Annotated in this window: 19 protein-coding genes; 8 read left to right on the forward strand and 11 right to left on the reverse strand. The window is 39.5% G+C overall.

Annotated elements, in window-relative coordinates; genetic code table 11:
- The first annotated feature begins 95 nt into the window (after nt 1–95).
- Nucleotides 96–1,460, forward strand: coding sequence for an MATE family efflux transporter (locus G6R09_RS03865; RefSeq protein ID WP_065166684.1), 1,365 nt, complete (start codon nt 96–98; stop codon nt 1,458–1,460).
- A 67-nt stretch (nt 1,461–1,527) separates the two neighbouring features.
- Here G6R09_RS03865 and G6R09_RS03870 read toward each other — a convergent pair whose 3' ends face one another.
- The 8 genes from G6R09_RS03870 to G6R09_RS03905 all read right to left on the reverse strand — a co-directional run bounded on the left by G6R09_RS03870 (nt 1,528) and on the right by G6R09_RS03905 (nt 10,268).
- Nucleotides 1,528–2,190: a carboxylesterase gene (locus tag G6R09_RS03870; RefSeq protein ID WP_163921080.1), complete on the reverse strand. Its 663-nt coding sequence runs from the start codon at nt 2,188–2,190 to the stop codon at nt 1,528–1,530.
- 33 nt (nt 2,191–2,223) lie between these two features.
- Entirely contained in the window at nt 2,224–3,480 is a 1,257-nt protein-coding gene (locus tag G6R09_RS03875) for an ABC transporter substrate-binding protein (protein WP_065166683.1), read from the reverse strand.
- A 13-nt stretch (nt 3,481–3,493) separates the two neighbouring features.
- Nucleotides 3,494–4,945: an ATP-binding protein gene (locus G6R09_RS03880; RefSeq protein WP_163920595.1), complete on the reverse strand. Its 1,452-nt coding sequence runs from the start codon at nt 4,943–4,945 to the stop codon at nt 3,494–3,496.
- A 77-nt stretch (nt 4,946–5,022) separates the two neighbouring features.
- Nucleotides 5,023–5,751, reverse strand: a complete 729-nt coding sequence (locus tag G6R09_RS03885; RefSeq protein WP_163920598.1) for a response regulator — start codon at nt 5,749–5,751, stop codon at nt 5,023–5,025.
- Between the two features lie 258 nt (nt 5,752–6,009).
- Complete coding sequence (locus G6R09_RS03890; RefSeq protein ID WP_240345696.1) at nt 6,010–7,011, reverse strand: glycine betaine ABC transporter substrate-binding protein; 1,002 nt, start codon at nt 7,009–7,011, stop codon at nt 6,010–6,012.
- A gap of 163 nt (nt 7,012–7,174) precedes the next feature.
- On the reverse strand, nt 7,175–8,386 hold the full coding sequence (locus tag G6R09_RS03895; protein WP_065166679.1) for a glycine betaine/L-proline ABC transporter ATP-binding protein: 1,212 nt from the start codon (nt 8,384–8,386) through the stop codon (nt 7,175–7,177).
- A complete protein-coding gene (locus G6R09_RS03900; RefSeq protein ID WP_163920600.1) occupies nt 8,383–9,279 on the reverse strand; it encodes a proline/glycine betaine ABC transporter permease in 897 nt (298 codons plus the stop codon). The genes G6R09_RS03895 and G6R09_RS03900 overlap by 4 nt, the downstream gene beginning before the upstream one ends.
- A gap of 17 nt (nt 9,280–9,296) precedes the next feature.
- Nucleotides 9,297–10,268: an ABC transporter substrate-binding protein gene (locus tag G6R09_RS03905; RefSeq protein WP_373423696.1), complete on the reverse strand. Its 972-nt coding sequence runs from the start codon at nt 10,266–10,268 to the stop codon at nt 9,297–9,299.
- Nucleotides 10,269–10,546: 278 nt separating this feature from the next.
- Here G6R09_RS03905 and yidA point away from each other — a divergent pair, with 278 nt between their 5' ends.
- Nucleotides 10,547–11,356, forward strand: a complete 810-nt coding sequence (yidA, locus tag G6R09_RS03910; protein ID WP_163920616.1) for a sugar-phosphatase — start codon at nt 10,547–10,549, stop codon at nt 11,354–11,356.
- A gap of 52 nt (nt 11,357–11,408) precedes the next feature.
- Here the strand turns inward: yidA and G6R09_RS03915 are convergent, their stop codons facing one another.
- Nucleotides 11,409–11,819: a YgiW/YdeI family stress tolerance OB fold protein gene (locus G6R09_RS03915; protein ID WP_087844741.1), complete on the reverse strand. Its 411-nt coding sequence runs from the start codon at nt 11,817–11,819 to the stop codon at nt 11,409–11,411.
- 158 nt (nt 11,820–11,977) lie between these two features.
- Nucleotides 11,978–12,583, reverse strand: coding sequence for a TetR/AcrR family transcriptional regulator (locus tag G6R09_RS03920; protein ID WP_065166674.1), 606 nt, complete (start codon nt 12,581–12,583; stop codon nt 11,978–11,980).
- Between the two features lie 176 nt (nt 12,584–12,759).
- Here G6R09_RS03920 and G6R09_RS03925 point away from each other — a divergent pair, with 176 nt between their 5' ends.
- Nucleotides 12,760–13,905, forward strand: a complete 1,146-nt coding sequence (locus tag G6R09_RS03925) for an efflux RND transporter periplasmic adaptor subunit (protein ID WP_373423686.1) — start codon at nt 12,760–12,762, stop codon at nt 13,903–13,905.
- Nucleotides 13,906–13,911: 6 nt separating this feature from the next.
- Complete coding sequence (locus tag G6R09_RS03930) at nt 13,912–16,950, forward strand: efflux RND transporter permease subunit (protein WP_065166673.1); 3,039 nt, start codon at nt 13,912–13,914, stop codon at nt 16,948–16,950.
- A gap of 95 nt (nt 16,951–17,045) precedes the next feature.
- Here G6R09_RS03930 and G6R09_RS03935 read toward each other — a convergent pair whose 3' ends face one another.
- On the reverse strand, nt 17,046–17,624 hold the full coding sequence (locus tag G6R09_RS03935) for a TetR/AcrR family transcriptional regulator (RefSeq protein WP_065166672.1): 579 nt from the start codon (nt 17,622–17,624) through the stop codon (nt 17,046–17,048).
- Between the two features lie 124 nt (nt 17,625–17,748).
- Here G6R09_RS03935 and G6R09_RS03940 point away from each other — a divergent pair, with 124 nt between their 5' ends.
- The 4 genes from G6R09_RS03940 to G6R09_RS03955 all read left to right on the forward strand — a co-directional run bounded on the left by G6R09_RS03940 (nt 17,749) and on the right by G6R09_RS03955 (nt 22,356).
- On the forward strand, nt 17,749–18,792 hold the full coding sequence (locus tag G6R09_RS03940) for an alkene reductase (protein WP_163920619.1): 1,044 nt from the start codon (nt 17,749–17,751) through the stop codon (nt 18,790–18,792).
- A 166-nt stretch (nt 18,793–18,958) separates the two neighbouring features.
- The gene (locus tag G6R09_RS03945) at nt 18,959–19,831 is read left to right on the forward strand and encodes a phospholipase A (RefSeq protein ID WP_163920622.1); all 873 of its coding nucleotides are present in this window, start codon (nt 18,959–18,961) and stop codon (nt 19,829–19,831) included.
- A gap of 267 nt (nt 19,832–20,098) precedes the next feature.
- Nucleotides 20,099–20,818 (forward strand): PAS and helix-turn-helix domain-containing protein, encoded by a 720-nt coding sequence (locus G6R09_RS03950; protein WP_240345697.1) that lies wholly within the window; start codon nt 20,099–20,101, stop codon nt 20,816–20,818.
- Nucleotides 20,819–20,919: 101 nt separating this feature from the next.
- On the forward strand, nt 20,920–22,356 hold the full coding sequence (locus tag G6R09_RS03955) for an amidohydrolase family protein (RefSeq protein ID WP_163920624.1): 1,437 nt from the start codon (nt 20,920–20,922) through the stop codon (nt 22,354–22,356).
- The last annotated feature ends 125 nt before the right edge of the window (nt 22,357–22,481 follow it).

Consider the following 22,481-nt stretch of genomic DNA (forward strand, 5'->3'; position numbering starts at 1 on the left):
AAACCATCCGAAAATAAGATAGATATTATCTTTGAACAATCCAATAAACAAGGATAATACCGCTACCAATATCGACCATTAGATTGAGATTTTTTATGTCATTAACCCACTCACCACCGCCAACACTGACGATTAGCCAAAATTTTTGGCGTTATGCGATTCCATCAATTGCTGCCATGCTGGTCACCGGACTATATCAAATAGTGGATGGTATTTTTGTTGGTCATTATGTCGGTTATCAAGGATTAGCCGCGATTAATATGGCGTGGCCAATTACCTATTTGTTATCTGGCCTAGGTTTGATGATCGGTATTGGTGGCGGCACGCTGATTTCTATTGCCCGTGGCGAAAAAAATGCCCACCATGCACAACGCGCGTTAGATCATGTAGTGCTATTAATTGTCGCAGTCAGTGTGATTGCATTGGTATTTTTTGCTCTCTTTGGTGAGACATTATTAACCATTCAAGGTGCAGACCACACCATAAAAGCATTAGCACTGCAATATGTACAAAGTTTTGGTTGGGCAGCATTTATTACTATCTTTGCCGGTGCGATTCCAATGCTTATTCGTAATGATGACAGTCCTAAGATAGCGACTGGATTATTGATGGCAGGTGCGTTAACCAATATTGTACTTGATTATATCTTCATTGGCCTTTTCCAATGGCAATTACAAGGGGCAGCAGTTGCAACCATTATTGCTCAAGCTGTGACAGTTACTGGCGGTATCATCTATTTTTACTCATCTCGTTCGCCATTGACGATGCATCTCACTATTAAAAATATTCAATTAAGCCACTGCTGGAAAATAATGAGTTTGGGCTCATCGGTACTGATCATGTACCTCTATACAAGTTTTGTGGTTGCTTTGCATAATTATCAATTTATTCAATATGGCACAGAATTGACCGTCAGTGCCTTTGCGATTGTTGGCTATATGATGACGTTATATTATTTAGTGGCTGAAGGGATCGCAGAAGGTATGCAGCCACCTGTCAGTTATTACTATGGCGCTAAACAACCACAAAATATCAGTAAAACAACCTATTTAGCGATTAAAGTGACTATTATTGCGGGTATTTCATGGTTCGCATTATTGTATAGTTTTCCACAAACATTAATTGGGCTATTTAATAGCGCCAATACTGCGCTTACTTCGACAGCCGTTAATGGTATAAAATTACACCTATTTGCGATGTTCTTAGACGGGCTTATTGTACTGGCAACAGTATATTTTATGTCAGTTGATAAAGCAGGAAAAGCGTTAACGATTTCAGTCAGTAACATGTTAGTACAATTGCCATTCTTATACTTCTTGCCACAATGGCTCGGTGTTAATGGCGTCTGGTTATCAATGCCGTTATCTACCATTTTATTGAGCCTATTTGTATTGCCGATGGTATGGTATGACTTACAGCAACGCAACAAAGTCACACCATCAATGCCACAAGCCGCCTAGCGTATTCGCTTGCCCTACAATCAACACAGCGGATAAGAAATCTCTTATCCGCTGTCATGTTGTCAGTTTATAGCTTAAGCTGAGCTGTTATCCATGTTGCAATATCTTTTATTTGCGGCAAACACACGTGATGTTCCATCGAATACATACGCCATTGCGGATGATATCCCGCCGCAATTAAATCATTACGCGCCATTTCACCCAGTTTAGGTACCACCACCGGATCATAACTGCCATGCATGATCTCAATATCAATATTACGGTTAGCCTCGCTATATTGAATCACATTAGCGGTTGGAAAATAGGTTGATAATGCCAATAACCCAGCCAATGGTTTTGAATAACACAACGCCGCATGATAAACCACAGCGCCACCTTGAGAAAACCCTGCCAAAATAATTCGATCGGATGCGATACCACGACTGATTTCACGCTCAACAAGGTCAATGACACGTTGAGCAGAATGCATCAATTGATCAACATTAAGCTTACGTTTCACATCCAATGAAATAATATCATACCAAGCTGGCATCACAGCGCCGCCATTGATGGTAACAGGAATAGATGCAGCATGAGGAAAAATAAATCTCACCGGCATATCACGAGGCAACTGTAATTGTGGCAGTATCGCTTCAAAGTCATGGCCATTAGAGCCTAAGCCATGCAGCCAGATAACAGTCGCCGTTGCACTAACCGTTGGCTCTACTTCAACACAAGGTAAATAGGTTATCGTCATTTTTTTATCCTTTATAAACCTTACTCACTATATCGCTGATTTTATTGCTCGTGCAAGTCTAGAAGGGGCTAATGTAGGGTTCGCATCAGCTTGATTAAAAAACTCACTCACCACATCAACAATGGCAGATTGCACATCAGCAGTTGTTGCTAAGTTTTGTGAAAAACTTGGTACTAAATCTCCCGATAATGACGCTTGTTTAAACGCTTTCATCGAATCTAATGCACATTGATCAAATGCCGACATATCCATATCTAATCGAACTGGAATCGAGCCTTTATTTAAATTAAATACTCGCTGAAAAGATGGCATCAATAATGTTTTTGCTAAATCATGCTGCGCAATATTATCTGCCTCTGTGCCTTTTAATTTAAAAAAAGCCAAACTATCAATATTAAATGTAAATTGATGTTGAGTGCCTGGTGCTGGCACACATAAATAATCTATACCCGGCTGTTGACCTGCTTGAGCAAACTCTCCTTTAGCCCAATCCCCCATAAACTGCATTGCAGCTTGACCCTCAATCACCATTTCAGTGGCAGCATTCCAATCTCGTCCTTTAGCTTTCGAATCAATATAAGCTTTCATGCGTTTAAATTGGCGAAAAACATTGACCATTTTATCACTGTTGATCACCGTCATATCAAGATCAACAAACGCTTTACGGTAATCTGTAGAACCTAATACAGCCAGCGCAACACTTTCAAATAAAGTCGTATCTTGCCAAGGCTGTCCACCATGCGCCAATACAACAAATCCTGCTGCTTTGATTTTATCTGCCGTAATAAAAAACTCATCTAACGTTGTAGGTACCTTGACCCCCACCGCTTTTAACACTTTTGGATTAACCCATAACCAGTTAACTCGATGTACGTTAATCGGTACAGCAACGTAATGACCATTATATTTCATAATATTCGCCACCACCGGAGACAACACTCGATCCCAATTCTCTTGTTGAGCGACACTATCGAGTGAGGTTAAAAAGCCAAGTCGACCCCACTCTTGTATATCATGCCCTTTGAGTTGTGCAGCAGTCGGAGGATTGCCTGAAACTGCACGCATTTTTAGCACTGTCATCGCGCTTTCACCACCACCGCCAGCGACAGCAAAATCTTTCCAACTATGGCCTTGTTGCTCCATCATCTGTTTCAGGACTTTAACTGACTTTGCTTCGCCACTTGAGGTCCACCAATGAAGCACCTCAACTTGGCCCGCAGCCACTGCTGATGTCATTGGCAACCAAGCTAAAACAGATGACAATAGAAGATATTTTAATTTCATAGAGGCTCTTTATTTATGTCAATGCCACGGGAAGTACGCGTGGTAAGGCAACCACAACAATTAACCCTTGTGTGAGACCATTTTTAATCACTAACTTGCCACCATGGGCATGAATAATATTGCGCGCAATCCCCATGCCGAGGCCATGACCATCAGCATCTGTCGCGAGACGAAAATAGGGTTCAAACACCGCCGATAATGACGATTCTGGAATACCTTTGCCTTGATCGGTAATTGTCAAAATAATTTTATCAGGCTTATCTATCACAGCGACCGTCACTTTATGACCATATTTAACGCCATTATCAATTAAATTACTTAAACAGCGCTTTAAGCCTAATTCTTTACCCATCATCGGCGCAATCGTCAGTGTCGGCAATGTCACTTTAATGGTGTGATGATTATGACGTTCGGCAATACTTGCTAATAATAAATTCAAATCAATAGGCACAATATTTTCATGTAAATCAGTATCTTTCACACACTGTAATGCCCCTTTAACCATCATCTCTAATTCATCAAGATCACGATTAAATTTATCAATCTTGTTATCATCATCAATTAACTCAACCCGTAATCGTAAGCGTGTGATCGGCGTTTTAAGATCATGAGAAATAGATGAAAATAGTTGCTCACGATCTTCTATATAACGTCGTAGCCGCAATTGCATTCGATTAAAAGCCTGAGTGGCCATCACTAGTTCTGTCGCACCTTGTTCTTTAAGTGGCGGCTGATAGATATCAAGACTTAATGCATTGGCTGCATCTGCTAACTGTTTTAAGGGCTTGGTTTGACGACGCACCATAATATAGGTAAATACCAATAATAAGCCGGTGATAAAAACTAAAAAGATGATTTGCTGATGCGTGATCACCTCATCTCTTAGATTCATATAAGGTGCAGGTAACAAAGCAGCAATATAAAGCCATTGATTTTTTTCTAATTCAATCTGCACCACTAAAATCGGTGGATTTAAAGGCTCTAAACTTAAGGTATTATGCACCCACGATCGCGGCAGATCGCTTAATAAAATATCATTTTTAAGCACATGCAATGTTTCAGGGCGAGAAAATTCAACTTTAATCGTTGGTAAACGCGGTAATTTTTGATGTAGTACTTTTTCAAATACTGACACCGCCATCTTTTTTTGTTCTGAATTAGCAATCGGCTCAATGCGAATTTCTTCGTCATTAAAAGAGACAAAAAAACGAGTCCCCCCCATATTACGCAATTGATCTAATACAATGTGCCGATATTGCATTGGTAATGATTGGAAAAAAGTCACCGTTGAGGCAAACATGGTCGCCATACTTGCCGACGTTGATTGCAATCCATCCAAATCTCGCTGTTTTGATTGGCTATACCAAATCGCAGTTGCTATCACTTGTGCTAAAAATACTGCTAATAATGTTAACCACAATGTCCTTGAAACCAAAGACTTTGGGTATAGCATTTTCCACTTCATTAACCATTATCCATATAGTAAAAAAGTGTGACGCCCATACGAGCAATCACACTTTATTTGACGGCATTATTTAAATATTATGCGTCTTCGTAAACCACATCAGCCGTGAAAATATAACCATTACCACGACTGGTTTTGATTAAGCGTTGCGTACGTCCTTTATCACCTAATCGTTGCCGTAAGCGACTTAAAGCAACATCAATTCCACGCTCTGAAGGTAAAGTATCACGCCCTCGAGTTGCATACGAAATCGTATCGCGATCTAATATCTCTTGTGGGCGCGATAAAAACAGCATCAGCAACGAGTAATCCCCCCCGGTCAATTCAAAATCTTGCTGGGTTTCAAGATCAAATAAGCAATGGGTAGTGGTATCAAGTCGCCAATTAGAAAATCGAATAAATTTAGCTTCTGCTGGTAACGTCTGACTTTCGGTTGGCTTTATTCGTCTTAATAAAGCTTTAATACGTGCCAATAGCTGCCGAGGACTAAACGGCTTAGCAATATAATCATCAGCACCAATTTCAAGGCCAATGATCTGATCCATTTCATCAGAAACTGCTGTTAACATGATAATAGGCACATTTGAGCTTTTACGAATATGCTGGCAAAGCGTAAAACCATCATCTCCTGGCATCATAACGTCTAATAAAATCAGATCGGGATAACCCGCCGCCAACCGGCGTTTCATCTCTAGGCCTTCCGCTGCGGTTATCACTTCAAAGCCATTTTTAGTTAAATACTCGTCCAATAACTCGCGGATCTCTTGATCATCATCAACAACGAGTACTGTCTTAGTTACCCCCATATTATTCATCCTTCACTGATACATATCTTATTATTATTTTTAAACATAAATGTTTGCATTTGATAGCTACAACCTTATTAACTGAACATAAGGTTGGCTAACTTTGTGCCATTAGACACATATTCATCGGGCTTATCGTTCATTGCTATACAACATTTGACCATCAACAACCATAAAAGTCAGTAAATGGCGTTATTTTGATGACAAAATCGTTACCTTACTAGCAAATTACGCTATTAATAGTGGACGAAAATAGCATTATAAATTAGTAAGTGCACGGCGTATTTTATTTGCGACAGGCGGCGATACCCATTGCGTCCATATGGTTTCATAATGCATCAGAAATTCCACCATTGTTTGTTTACCGTCTGCATTATGATTGACTTTCCACGCCATTAAATTGTTCATGTCTTGGTTGGTAAAACTACGAGATGATAGGTACATCATTACAGCAGGTGCGCGTTGAGAAAACTTGAGGGTTACAATGGTATCAACAGCACGTGAAGGAAACATTGTTACTCGCGGATTTTTGCAGTGTTTTTTTTCAATGCATTCTTGAAAATACTCACGATCAACACCAGCATTAAAATCAACCCGCACCATTTTATAATTACCCAAAACTGCTGTTGGCGACCAATAATAGCCTATCCAAGGTGATTTTTTAGCATAAGCATGCGCGATAGAGCCCGATAATCCAGTGATTTCATCTGTCGGTGTCAGTTCAAAACCCGCTTGTTTGAGATCAAGGGCTTTAAATAAGTTGGTCACTGTATTTTGGCAACGCCAATCAGGCGCGCAACTAAAAAAGGGCTGCGTATTACCCAAATCTGGACGTTTAAATAAATAACTGTGTTGCTTAACACCGGCTATTGTCGCCAATGATGGCTCTTTTTCTACCATATAAGCCGGTACCCAGAAGCCCTCTAAACCACCTTCATACAATACCTTACCAACAAATTTAATTTTATCTTTTTCGATGCCATACTCAAGCCCGCCTTTTAAGGCATTACGCCACATTTCGGGGATAATATCGGGCTTACCTTGCAAAAGAATAGATTTAGCCGCAACAATGGTTTCAGTTGGTACCAGTTCTGTCTCACAATCAAATCCATGTTGTAAAATAAAACTGTCGACATTTGCAACAAACGTCGCTGAATCCCAATTCATATCAGCAATAGTGACCTTGCCACATTCTGTTGCCTGCACGTTATATGTTAGTGCAAACAAGACGATCAACACTGTCAGTTGCTTTAGCATCATACATTCCTTTTGTTGCTACTCTATAAACGTAATTTATTACTTCCAGTTTAAACAACCGTAATATCAAATACCAAAAAATAAACCACAAACAAAAAAACACTCTCAACCATAATGGAGAGAGTGTTTATATTTATTGTCCTAAAAATCGATGTATAACATCATTTTATTGTCGTGACACGGCTTGATCACTTAATGCTTCGGCCAGTGTAGAACGCGATAATCGCCCCGTCATATCGCCAGCTTCATTAATCACTGGCAAAGGGTGGTCACTATCAAGCGTTTCTGGTATCACGGTTTCAAGTAACGCATCGGTTGTTATCGCTGGTACTGTTTCTAGCATCGATTGATCAATGGCTTTGCTATAGTCAGCTTCATTAACATCTTCTAGGGTTTGTTGGGTAATAACCCCTTGATAACCATCATCATCAATAAAGTAGCCATAATCATCTTTAGCATTACGCATTTCAGCTACCGCTTCACCAATAGTCTCGGCTGATATTCTTACACCTTGCGGCTTCATAACGGTTGCAACGGTTAATGCACGCGCACGATTGACATCTTTGACAAACGCTTCGACATAATCATCAGCGGGATTAAGTAGAATATCGACCGGCTTCCCTTGTTGAATCAATTTACCATCTCGTAAGATCGCAATGCGATCACCGAGTCGTAAAGCTTCATCAAGATCATGAGTAATAAAAATAATCGTTTTGTGGAGCTTCTCTTGTAATTCAATCAGCTGATCTTGCATCTCACTACGAATTAATGGGTCTAGTGCAGAGAAAGCCTCATCCATTAATAATACTTCAGCATTAGTACATAACGCGCGAGCAAGTCCCACCCGTTGCTGTTGTCCCCCCGATAGATTGGCAGGATAACTTTGCTCATACCCCGCCAGCCCAACCGTGGTTAACCATTGCTGCGCCTGTTGTTGCCACTGTGCGGGTTTTGCCCCTTGAACAGATAAGCCATAACCGACATTTTGTAATACTGTACGATGCGGCATTAAACCAAAGCGTTGAAAAACCATCGACATTTTATGACGCCGAAAATCTTGTAATTGGCTAGCATTTAAGGTCATTACATCGGTATCTTCAATAATAATACTGCCTTCTGTGGGTTCAATTAACCGATTAAAGTGCCGTATTAATGTTGATTTACCCGATCCTGACAGCCCCATAATAACAAAGATTTCACCCGCATAAATATTGAGATTAATATCACTAAGCCCAACAGTATGGCCTGTTTCCGCTAATATAGCGTCTTTTGACTGCCCTGCTTTGACCTTGGTAAGCACTTGCTTATCTTTAGGACCAAAGATCTTATACAAATTTTTAACTTGGATAAGTGGTGCACTGTTTGGTTGCTGACTCATTTAGGTGTCCCTCCTAGATGCTGCTGACTGCGTTGAGCATAGCTTTGAGAGATACGGTCAAAAATAATCGCTAATGCCACAATGGCTAATCCGTTTAGCAACCCTAAGGTGAAATATTGATTAGTGATCGATTTTAGTACTGGTTGACCTAGCCCTTTGACACCAATCATCGATGCAATAACTACCATCGCTAGCGCCATCATGATAGTTTGGTTAATACCCGCCATAATGTTGGGCATCGCTAACGGTATTTGTACGCCAAACAAACGTTGCATCGGACTTGCACCGTAAGCAGTAGCAGCTTCTAATACTTCTTCATCGACTAAACGAATCCCTAAATTGGTTAAACGAATAACCGGTGGAACCGCGTAAATAACGACGGCAATTACACCTGGAATTTTACCGATACCCAGGAGCATCACCACCGGAATTAAATATACAAACGCAGGCATAGTTTGCATGACATCAAGCAATGGCGTCACAATACGCTGAATGCGATCGGATCTTGCCATTGCAATACCTGTGGGTATTCCGATGGCAATGGCGACCAAGGTTGAAACTAAAATAATACTCATGGTGCGCATGGTATTATCCCACATACCAAAAACACCAATCAGAACAAAAGAAATGACAACACCCAGTGATAGCTTCCAAGAGCGACTCGCCATATAAGCTATCGCCGCTAATACCGCAATAACTAACCACCATGGTGTTGCGAGCAATAATTTTTCAAACCAAATTAAAAAAGCCAGTAATGGATCAAAAAAGCGCTCAATGGTATCACCGTATTCTCGAGAAAATGCGCGATAACTTCCATCAAGAGTTTTCCTTATTTCAACTAACTGCGCACGTTCAAGTTGAGGAAACTCTGTTATCCATGAATCATTTGACATAAGTATCATCCATTTACTTATAAATCTTGTAATGCGCCTTTAACTTTTATAGCCACATCCGCTGATACCCATTGTGTCCAAACAGCTTCATGATTAGTTAGAAACTCAACCATGACTGCTTCACCGTCGGCTTGGTTGTCTTCCATCCATGCTAATAATCCATTCATTTCAGCATTCGTAAATGAACGCGCAGCAAGGTATTTAACCGCAGCACTTGAACGAGCTGCAAATGAGGTTGTGATCACGGTATCAACCGCTGATGGTGGATACATGGTTACTTTAGGATCTGTACATTCAGTACTTGTAATACATGATGAAAAGTATTTCGCATCAACCCCTGAACCAAAATCAACCTTCACCATTTTATATTTACCTAATACTGCCGTTGGTGCCCAGTAATAGCCAAACCACGGTTGCTGACGTTCATAAGCTTTAGCGATTGAACCAGATAAACCTGCACCAGAGCCTGGATCAATTAAATCAAATCCGAATTTTGCTAAATCAAGTGCTTTAAATAAATTACCCGCAGAGATCTGGCAATTCCAACCGGCAGGACAGCCATAAAATGCGGATTGATCAGGATCTTCTGGATGGGTAAATAGTTTGGCATGTTTCTTAATGCCTGCAATAGTGGCCAATTCAGGTGTTTTCTCTACCATATATTCAGGTACCCAAAACCCTTCCTCACCGCCATCAGAGAATGTTGGCCCTGTAAATTGTAAACGGCCTTCTTTAACACCACGATCAAGCGCAACTTTAAGTGAATTACTCCACATTTCAGGCGCAATATCTGGCTCGCCTTTTTCGATCATTGATGTTCCCGTTGGCATGGTGTCACCCGGTACAAGTTCTGTATCACAGCCGTAACCATGCTGGAGAATAAAACTATCAACGTTGGCAATTAAGGTTGCTGAATTCCAATTCATATCAGCAATTGTCACTTTGCCACATTCTTTACCTGCATCCGCCTGCGCTGAAAAACTCGCCATAAATAGTGATGCTATAGCTAACTTACGCATAAATAATTTCCCTTTATTTATTTACGATTAAACATATATAACTCTAATCAGTCTAACCAATTAACAGTCGTAACACAAAAAGATGCAACAAATTATTTACAAACAAACTGTAAATAATGGCTAATTTCGTTGATTACCGATCGTTGTTATTCATTGTTGTTGCTAAATATAAATACCACTTTTTATCGTTTTTAACGCTAATTTTGCTTATCATTGCGCCTGTATTTTATTAGTGATGGACAATAACAATGTATAAATTAGTTGCACTTGATATGGACGGTACATTACTTAATTCAGACGGTGCTATTTCAGATCTTAATAAACAAGCTATCGCTGCAGCTCGTGCACAAGGCGTGTGTGTTGTATTAGCTTCTGGACGCCCAATTGAAGGCATGGAATGGGCATTAAAAGAACTTAATATGGATAGCGATAATGATTTTGTGCTGTCTTATAACGCCTCTTTAGTACAACGTGTTGCGAGTAAAGAAATCGTTAGAAGCCAAACCTTAATTGGCCGCGATGCAAAAGCAATTGCAGCCATTGCTCACGATCTTGGTGTTCATGTTCATGCGTTTTCTCGTCGTCAGGGACTTATTACACCTGCGCATAATTATTACACTGATCATGAAGCTAAAATTAATGGCTTAACTATTACGTTAGCTGATTTTGCCGAGCTTGATGACAACGAAGAAATCATGAAAGTCATGATTATTGATGAGGCTGAGCGTCTTGAAACAGCCATTGCACAATTATCCCCAACGCTATACCAACAGTATACGATTGTAAGAAGTGCACCATTCTTCCTTGAGTTTATGCACACTAACAGTAACAAAGGGGTTGGTGTTAAGGCGCTAGCTGATTTCTTAAATATCAAACAAGATGAAGTTATTGCAATGGGTGATGCCGGCAATGATCACCATATGATCGAATTTGCAGGTTTAGGTGTTGCTATGGGAAATGCAACTGAGGAAACCAAAGCGATCGCCAACTATGTTACTGACACTAATAATAATAGTGGTGTTGCTCAAGTTATTGAAAAATTTATTCTTAATGCTTAATGCGTTAAAACAAAAAAGCCAGCAATGCTGGCTTTTTTATGATCACTGTTAATTATTTAGCAATAGTAACAGTATCAACATCAACAGTACGAACTGTCCAATCTTTATCTACTTCACCACGAATAATAACTTTAGTGGTTGGTGTTACGGTAACGCCACGCCAATCTTTATTATCAATTTCTACTTTAATTTCACCCGTCACATCTTTGAACATATAATCTTCTTTGCCTACTGAAGATATAATGTGACCTGTCAGTTCTACAGCTGCATTATCATCAGCGTGAGAGGCTGCTTTCACTGTGGTTAATACAGGCACAGCACTTGGTCCATTAAAACCACCTTGTGGTTGAACAAGCGGCGCAGCCTCTGTTGGGCCATTAAATCCACCTTGAGTAGCCTGTGGTGCAGCCATAACTGACATTGATGAAAGCATTAAAACTGAAACAGCAAGTAATTTTTTCATTGACCTATGATTCCAAAAAGTGATTGATTACGATTAAAACATCGCTTATTTAATAACAAATAAGTGCATATCAGGCCAATAATTATAGTCTCTAAAACACCAACTGCAACAATACAGCGTTCTTTATTTTAAAAACAAATAAGATCAAGTGGTTATAACTATTGTATTTCTTTAATCATATGTGACGCTAAAAACACTGAAACAATCGATTCGATATGTTCCTCTAACACTTGGCCTTCACTGTTAGGTAAAACATTCATAACTTGCGGCCAAAACAATAGCCCTTGAAATAAGCTGATATAAATATTGGTCATTAGCGCTAAATTTTTATTGACTAAACATCCGGCACTAATCGCTTGTTGAAACCAATCGGTTATCGCTTTAGTACTGTATAAATCTTTAATCAGGCTCATCGCTAACTCAGGTTGACGCAAAAACTCCACCACAATCGTCCGTGACAGCGGAATGCCATAAGTTGAATATAATATATCTGCCTCACGACGGGTAATCAGCGTTAGCTGCTCGGTCAATGTCATTGCCGAATCAAACTCATACTTTACATTTTCTGTAACGGATTCTTGAATAATGGTGAGAACTGAAACAAATAACACTTCTTTGCTTTCAAAGTGGCGATATAACGTACGCTTAGAAACACCCGCTTCAGTTGAGATACGATCCATATTCGCCGCTAAAAAACCGTGAGTAATAAATTCTTCTTTTGCTGCTTCAATAATCGCTAGATGTTTGAGTTCCGTTTGTTTCATCTGTAATCCATTCCTAATTTAGCAGTATTTTTATTTCATTTTATGACCGCAGTCTAACAATCTGCAATAAAAAAGTACACTCTATAGTTTACAATTTATTTTTTACCACTAAAATGCACTCTAAGTTTACCTTAATGGTGGCTCATCATGATTAACCAACGTTAATCATTAACCTAATGATAGTGGAGAACACGGTGAAAACTCATTCAGCAATGTCCAATGTGACATCGTTAACAATCAATAAACTTGCAATGGCGGTTAGTTTATCTTTAGCGGTAGTGATGTTGTCGGGGTGTGACAGTGAAAAAGAAGTAACAGTCACCGCACCTATCATTAGCCCAGCCCTTACTCAAGTTGTGATGCCTAAAGCTGACAGTAGCTTAAGCTTTAATGGCGTAATTCGCTCTGCTCAGCGCGCTGATTTGTCATTTCAAGTCAGTGGCCGCGTGAGCCATATCTTTGTCAATGAAGGTGATAAAGTCCATAAAGGTCAGCTACTTGCAAAACTTGACCCTAAGGATGCACAAACAGCATTTGCAGCGGCACAACTTGAATTAAATAACACCAAAAAAGATTATTTACGTGGTAAATCAATTTATGAAAGCTCACAAGCGATTGCAAAAAGTGATCTTGATGAGTTAATGACCCGTTATAACTTGGCTCAAAATCGCCTAGAAGAAGCCAAAAACCAACTGACTTATACCCAATTGAAAGCCCCATTTGATGGCATTATTGGTCGTAAATTAATTGATAACCACGTTCAAATTCAAGCAAATACATCAGTACTGACACTGCACAACCTAGATAATCTCGAAGTCGTCGTCAATATTCCAGATACCGTGATGTTAAGTGGTTTGAAATGTAAAAAAGCTAACGCTGAAATCACGACGATTCCTGGCCATTTATTACCATTGAGTTTACGTACCTACTCAACCCAAGCAGATCCTATTACGCAAACATTCTCGATTGTGTTAGGTCTTGATGATTCTAAAGGATTAAATATTCTGCCGGGAATGCCAGTGAAGGTAACCCCTAGTGTTGAGTTGTGCCCTGAAGACTATATCGATAATAAAAACAACCCGTTAATTGTACCGTTAACCGCTGTTGTTCCTGATAACCAAAACAAGCAATTTGTGTGGATTGTTGGTGAAAACAACATTGTAGAAAAACGCTACATTAAAGTTGGCACTATCAACAAAAACTGTATTACGGTGCCTTCAGGCCTCAAAGCTGGTGAGCGTATTGTTATTGCCGGTGTATCAAAACTTAAAGCGGGTATGGAAATTCGTCCATACACAGATAACACCCAAGACGGAGCATAATAACGAATGGATATCGCTCGCTATACCATAGCTAAGCGCACCAGTGTGTGGGTAATGATTGCCCTCATCCTCATTGGTGGCTATATCAGCTATCTAAAGCTGGGTCGTTTTGAAGATCCAGAGTTTGTGATCCGTCAGGCAGTGATCATCACGCCTTATGCAGGTGCAACGGCACAAGAAGTATCAGATGAAGTCACCGATATTATTGAAGGTGCAGTACAATCATTGCAGGAACTGAAAGAAGTTAAATCAGTTTCAAAGCAAGGAATGTCTGAAGTAACTGTTGAGATCAAACTTGAATTTGCCAAAAGCCAAGCTGATCTACAGCAAGTATGGGATAAATTACGTCGTAAAATAAACGATGCACAGCGTCAATTACCACCTGGTGCAGGCCCATCGATTGTTAATGATGACTTCTCAGATGTGTATGCATTGTTCTTTGCGGTCACAGGTGAAGGGTTTACTGATAAACAGCTGTCTGATTATGTCGATAGCCTACGCCGTGAGCTGGTTTTGGTTCCTGGCGTTGCTAAAACAGCAACCTTGGCAGAACAACAAGAAACTATTTTTGTTGAATTTACCAGTGAGCGCTTAGCCAAATTTGGGTTATCGGTTGATAATGTACTATCTGTTTTACAAAAGCAGAATATTGTTAATGTCGCGGGAAGTTTAACCTCTAATGGCATGCGTATTCCGGTTATTCCAGCGCCAGATGTAAACTCATTTAATGACTTACGTAACTTACAAGTAGGTATTGGTGACAATCATACGGTTTTACATTTAAAAGACATTGCAAATGTAAAACGTGGTTATCAAGAGCCAGCTTCAATGTTAATGCGCTACAACGGTGAGCGTGCGATTGGTTTTGGTATCTCTAATGTTACTGGCGGTAACGTAGTTGACATGGGTGATGCGGTTAAAGCCCGTATTGCTGAATTAGAAAGCCAACGCCCATTAGGCATGGAACTGAATGTTATTTCGATGCAATCAGATTCAGTTCGTGATTCGGTGACTAATTTCATCGATAACCTTATTGCAGCGGTTGTTATTGTATTTATCGTACTATTGCTGTTTATGGGTATTCGCTCAGGGATCATTATCGGTTTTGTATTAATCTTAACCGTTGCGGGTACCTTGTGTATCATGTTGATTGACGATATCGCCATGCAACGTATCTCTTTAGGTGCATTGATTATTGCCCTAGGTATGTTGGTCGATAACGCTATAGTGGTTACTGACGGTATTTTGGTCCGTCTACAAAATAATGAAGATCGTGAAGTTGTGATACCTGAAGTGGTCAATGCAACTAAATGGCCATTGTTAGGCGGTACTGTTGTTGGTATCTGTGCATTTAGTGCTATCGGTCTTTCACCATCAGATATGGGTGAATACGCAGGTTCATTATTCTGGGTAATTCTTTACTCAATGCTCTTAAGCTGGCTGTTTGCGGTCACGGTTACGCCATTACTGTGTCATCAGTTCCTAAAAGTAAAACTCAAATCAGGTGATGAAAAACCAAGTAAAGTGGTTAACAGCTACAAAGGCTTATTAACTTGGGTGCTTATTCACCGTAAGACCACGGGTTTACTATTAGTTGCTACCCTATTAGGTGCTGTTTGGGGCGTTAAATTTGTTCCACCGGGCTTTATGCCTGAATCACAGCGTGCGCAGTTTGTGGTTGACGTGTACTTACCACAAGGCACTGATATCAAAAATACTGAAGTAGTTGTCGCTGACATCGAACAAGACGTTAAGCAAAAGCCAGGCATCAGTAATATTTCCAGCTTCATCGGTGGTGGCGGTTTACGCTTTATGCTGACCTATGCACCAGAAGCACGTAATCCAAGTTATGGTCAATTACTGATCGATATTGATGATTACCGTAACATTGCACCATTATTGGTAGAGCTTCAAACCGAGCTTGATAATAAATACCCAGAAGCTTCAATCAAAGTATGGAAATTCATGCTTGGTCGCGGTGGCGGTAAGAAGATCGAAGCTGGCTTTAAAGGTCCTGATAGCAAAGTATTACGTGAACTTGCTGAACAAGCTAAAGCTATCATGCTAAGTGATCCAAACTTAATCGCAGTACAAGATGATTGGCGTCAGCAAGTACCCGTAATTAAGCCGGTATATTCAACAGAGAAAGCGCAGCGTTTTGGTTTAACCAACCACGATATCAGTCAAGCCATTGCGCAAACATTGAACGGTCGTAACATTGGTGTGTATCGTGAAGGTAATGATTTGATCCCTATCGTCGTGCGTGCGCCAGATGACGAGCGTACTCATGAACGTGCGATTGAAAATACTGACGTTTACAGCCGTATGGTGAATGGTTTAATTCCGGTTAGCCAATTGGTTGAATCGATAAATGTTGGCTGGGAAGATGCAATCTTACGCCGAATTAACCGTATTCCAACGATTTTGGTTCAAGCTGATCCAGCGCCGGGGATATTCACTGCTGATGCGTTTAATGATCTACGAGGCAAAATTGAAGCTATCGAACTACCACCAGGTTATGAATTAACATGGTATGGTGAGTACAAAGCATCAAAAGACGCTAACGTCGGTCTTGCTATCTCTGCCCCTTACGGCTTTGCGGCAATGATTTTAGCGGTAATCTTCATGTTTAACGCTATTCGTCAGCCATTAGTGATTTGGCTAACAGTGCCGTTGGCATTAGTTGGTGTAACGGTTGGCTTGGTAATTTTCCAAACCCCATTTGAGTTTATGGCGATCCTTGGCTTCTTAAGTTTGATCGGTATGATGGTTAAAAATGCAATTGTATTAGTAGACCAAACCGATGTTGAAATAGCAGAAGGTAAAACGCCGTATCAAGCCATTATTGACTCAGCACTTAGCCGTGCTCGACCAGTATTACTTGGTGCCTTTACGACAATTTTAGGTGTTGCACCGTTACTGATAGATCCATTCTTTAAGAGTATGGCAGTAACGATTATGTTTGGTTTGTTGTTTGCAACTATTCTAACTCTAGTCGTGATCCCACTGCTCTATGCGGTACTGTTCCGCGTTAAAGTAGAATAACCACCAGCATAACCAATAAACAAAAAGGGAGTAACATCATTGATGTTGACTCCCTTTTTTTATGTCAGATTTTTTAGCAGTCATAACTCTCACAGCTATTGTTGCAAATAATCCATAAGATCAGCCGCTAAACGTCGTAATACACCAGGCTCTGGTCGTGTATGAGAAAAGGTACGTAGACCATAAATTCCCATCACTAAAAATTCTGCTAATTGTTGGCTATCACGCTGAGCATTAATTTCATTCGCTTGCTGTGCCAATGCGATTTGCTCTGCCAATGTTTGTTGCCACTGCTTTAACATCTGGCTAATAACATCCGCAACTTCAATATCTTGTTGTGCTAGCTCACTCAAGGCTTTTTGTAACAGACAATCTTTAATCTGTTCACGCTCACACTCATCGACAACCTGCTCAAGATACGCCTTGAGTGCACCAATCACCGATTTTGACTGACAAAATAACGCGATAAATTGTGCAGAACGTTGATCACGATAATGCGCTAATGCGGCTAATAACAGCCCACGTTTATTGGTAAATGCGCAATAAATTGAACCGGGGTGAAGCCCAGTCGCTTGTTTTAAATCTTGCATACTGGTGTTGCTATAACCTTTAGTTATAAAAACATCCATTGCCGATCGTAATACTCGATCGCGATCAAATTCAGCACTACGCATAATAACTCTCATTTGCTTTGATTAGGCTTAGTTTACTTAAATTTGAACAATCATTCAAAAAACTCTTGAATGATTGTTCAAATAAGTCTAACTTGAATGAGCATTCAAATTAGAGGCAATAATCATGCTTGATACCCTATTTCATCCTTTTAAACTTAATGACACGCTAACGTTAAATAATCGTATCGTTATGGCACCATTAACACGTTGCATGGCGGATGATGATTTAATTCCAACCCAAGCAATGGTCGATTATTATGCACGCCGTGCTGATACTGGATTGATTATCACAGAAGCTGTCTTAATTCGCGCCGACGGTCAAGGCTATCCGCATACTCCTGGTTTATTTACACCACAACAAATTAATGGCTGGCGTAAAGTTACTGATGCTGTACACCACAATGGCGGTAAAATTTTTGCTCAGCTATGGCATACAGGCCGTGTTGCTCACCCATTCTTCTTTGGTGGTGAGTATGTACTTGCACCTTCTGCTATCGCACTTGAAGGTACATTGCCAAGAATGCGAGAGCTGACTTACACAATGCCAAAACCTGCAACAACAGCAGAAATAGAACAACTGGTTGCTGACTTTAGTCAGGCAGCAGCAAATGCCATTGATGCTGGTTTTGATGGTGTAGAAATTCATGGCGCAAATGGTTATTTGATCGATCAATTTCTACATTTCAGTACTAACAACCGTGATGATGAATTTGGCGGCACAGCTGAAAATATGGCTCGTTTCCCACTCGCTGTTATTGATGCAATTAGTCAGCGCATTGGCCGAGATCGTACTGGGTTACGTTTATCGCCAGGCGGTTATTTTAATCTTGAAGGCGATGCCCGCGATCGAGCAGTGTTTGATTATTTATTGCCGGAAGTTGAAAAACGTTGTTTAGCGTATCTGCATGTGGGTATTTTCGATGACAGTATGAACTTCGACTATCTTGATGGTAGCGCATCCCAGTATATGCGTAGCCATTATCAAGGTACTTTAATTGGTGTTGGCTGTTACAGTCCTCAAACAGGCAGTGAAGCTATTGAAGCGGGAAAATTTGATTTACTGGCGATTGGGCGTCCTTTAATAGCTAACCCTGATTACGTTAGTAAACTAAAAGCGAAGCAAACTTTGGTTACTTATGATGATACCATGCTTGCTCAATTGATTTGATCCATTATTTTACGCCTTAATATCATATTATTAAGGCGTTTATTTTTGTTATTTCAACAATTCAGAGATAAATAACGAAAAATCATTGTTTGCATTTGTATCGATAGACAAAAGCCTTGTTTAGCTTTTATGATAATAAGAGCTAACATAATAATGATAGACAATAATGAAGAATATCAAGCAGAAACCATGTAATACCAACCTACTTTTAGCGAGTTTATTTATTGCAGCCAGCGGTTATGCCTCTCATGCGTATGCTGATAACTCAACACCGATAAATAACGCTCTAAATTACAGTAGTGATAATGCGTTACTTCTAGAGCAGTATAAAGATAACTTTGTTCTACCTTTTTATTATACTCAATCTCCAAATTACAAAGAATATCAATCTGTTGTGCCTGACGATGGCAAGTTAAGTAAGTATAATGTCAACTTCCAAATCAGTTTAAAATATCGTTTATTATCCGGTATTTTATATGATAATGATCAACTCTATTTTGCCTATACTCAGCGTTCAAATTGGCAGGCTTATGCATCATCAGCCTTCTTTAGAGACACCGAATATGAGCCTTCCGTTTTTTGGACTTTTCCAACTAAAACTACATACAGCAATGATTTTCACTACACCGGCAGTACATTAGGTTTAGTGCATCAGTCAAATGGCCGTGGTGGTGAACAAGAACGCAGTTGGAACCGTGCGTTTATTGACATGACGTTCAAAAAAGATGACTTAACCTTCAGCATTAAACCTTGGGCCCGACTCGATTTTGGTGCAAAAGACTATAACAAAGATATCAATAACTACCTTGGTTATGGTCGCATCAGTATGAATTGGAATATCGATGGTAAAACAATGATCAGCTTTACCGTTAGAAATGCATTAGAAAGCGGTTTCTCTCGTGGTTACGAAAAAGTCACTCTCAATTTCCCTATCTATAAACGTTTACGCGGCTATTTAATGTTTGAAAGCGGTTATGGCATTTCTATTTCAGATTATAATCATTATGATAATGCAGGCGGCATTGGCTTCTCATTTTAATTAGATAGCTTATTATATTTATCTCTAGTGTAAATTGCATACAAACAACATGCATAAAATTACTAGAGATAATCTTTTATTTCTTTGTCATATATCTCTTACAATATTTCATCATATATAAAAATTAAAATATTCTTATCTCGACGTTAAATAATAATGTCTTTACTCATAGAATATTATATGTTCTTAATAGATTTGTTATAAAACGGGGAATAAACCCTACTTATAAATATTACGATTAAAATAAATTATTGATAGAATGAAGGTGTGAATATTAATCAATCAACGTACTTATCTGTACTTATTCACATGTTATCGTTATCACCCTATCCAGCAGGCTTAAAATCGAAAGATGGCGTTTTTGAATATGCCAATGATGCTTATCGAGCTCTTGTTAATGCCCCGCCAGATATCAAAGGGTTAAAAGATAGTGACTTTCCATGTGATACCGCGGCATTTGCTGACATTTTTATGGAACAAGATAGATTATCATTAACGCAAAATAAAACGATAATCACCATTGATGTACATAATTACTCTCATGGCACAGATGCATATACGTTTACAAAACAACCAATTATTATTAATGGTGAACCTTGGGGGATTCAATTTACAGCCAGTAAAATAAAAGATTGGATAAATATGACTTCTTTTGCAGAGGTACTTGCTGCAGATAAATCAAATTTATCATTTAGCACCATGCGTCCCTCAGAACCAAAATTAACACCAGCACAAGAAATTGTTTTATTTTGGTTATTACGAGGCCGACAGACTAAACAAATAGCACAACTGATTCATCGAACACCAAAAGCAGTAGAAAAACAAATAGCAAACTTAGTCACTCGATTTTCTTGCTATGGTATTTCTAGCCGAGCTGGATTAATTGAATATGCACGGGGTAATGGCTGGCTATCATTAATACCAGCACAATTATTTAAAACACCAATGTCTATTATTGTTAATAATGATGATAAACAGATGGATTAAGATCACAAAAATCATCGTAACCTAAGCAAAGGATTGTTTAGTTACATTAGTTTGCCCCTATAATCCTGCCAATTATTTACCTTCTTATTTATTGGCTTATCATGCGCGTAAAAATCAGTTTAATAACCACCTTGTTGCTTATTTCTGGGTGTAGTTCATTTGTAAGTAAAGATACACTTCCACCAGCAAGTTTAATCATTAAAAATGGGCAAGTGATCACCATGAATGATAATAAACAGCTGATTGAAAATGGGGTTGTTGTTATCAATAACGACACTATTATTGCTATTGGCGATCATTCATTATTATCTCAATATGATGCTCAACGCATTATTGATGCTCAAAATGGTATCGTAATGCCAGGCATGGTTAATACCCATAATCATTTACCGATGATTGCTTTTCGAGGCTTAGGTGAAGAAGGTATTGAAAACCGTTTATTTGCTTACTTTTTCCCTCTTGAAAGCAAAAAATTAAGCCGTGAACTGATTTATCAAGCCACACGCCTTGGCGCAATTGATCTTGCTCAAAGTGGTGTGACAACTTTTGCTGACATGTATTACCATGTAGATGAAATGGCCAAAGCCACCAAAGAAGTCGGTTTACGCGCTGTCTTAGGTGAAACAGTGATTAAATTTCCAGTCGTCGATGCAAAACAACCCTATGGGGGGCTTGAATACGGCCAACAATTTATCAATGACTACAAAAATGACCCTTTAATTACTCCCGCTTTTGCGCCACATGCTGCGTATACGGTTTCAAAACAAAAGCTACAACAGATCAATGCCATCTCTAAAAAACTCAACGTTCCTGTATTAATTCATGTCGGTGAGTTTGGTAATGAATCTGCGCGAATTAGTGATAATCCTAAACAACTAAGCCCTGTGGCTTGGTTACATGATATCGGCGTGCTTGATAACCGTATGGTACTTGCTCACGCTATTCATGTTGATCAAGCTGATATTGATTTAATCAAACAATCAGGCGCAGGTGTCGCCTATAATCCAATGGCTAACGCAAAAGGCGCTACTGGCATTGCACCTGCTTGGGAAATGTATCAACAACAACTGCCTATGGGTTTAGGTACTGATGGACCGATGAGCTCAAATCAGGTCGATTTATGGCGCACACTGAGTTATGCCGCCAATATGCAACGTTTAAAGCATAATGATCGAACCATTATGATCCCAGAGCAAGTGATTGAACTTGCAACCATCGGTGGTGCTCGAGCACTGCATATGGAAGATAAAATTGGTTCATTAGAAGTCGGTAAAAAAGCCGATGTCATCATCGTTGAAACTCAATCAGCGAACATGATGCCTAATTATAATCCTTATGCAACTTTGGTTTATCAAGCCAATCCAAGCAATGTCAGCACAACCATTGTTAATGGCAATATTATTATGGAACAACGCCAAATGACACAAGTTGATAGCGCCGATGTCACCAAAAATATTCGTGCTATCGAAGCTGATATCGCTGAATTTGCTAAAGAGCTAGCGAAGCAAGCCATCACCTCTCCAAGTTTAATGAAATAGCTGATCTTAATAAAAATAAGTTTACAGCCCTCAACAATCAATGCCGCTGTTGAGGGCTATTTTGCTTGTCTCTATTTAGCAATTCTCACTGCAATAATGCATCACCACTTATCAAAGTGAGAATA

The organism is Photobacterium sp. Alg240-V54, from assembly GCF_900537155.1.
GTDB lineage: Bacteria > Pseudomonadota > Gammaproteobacteria > Enterobacterales > Vibrionaceae > Photobacterium.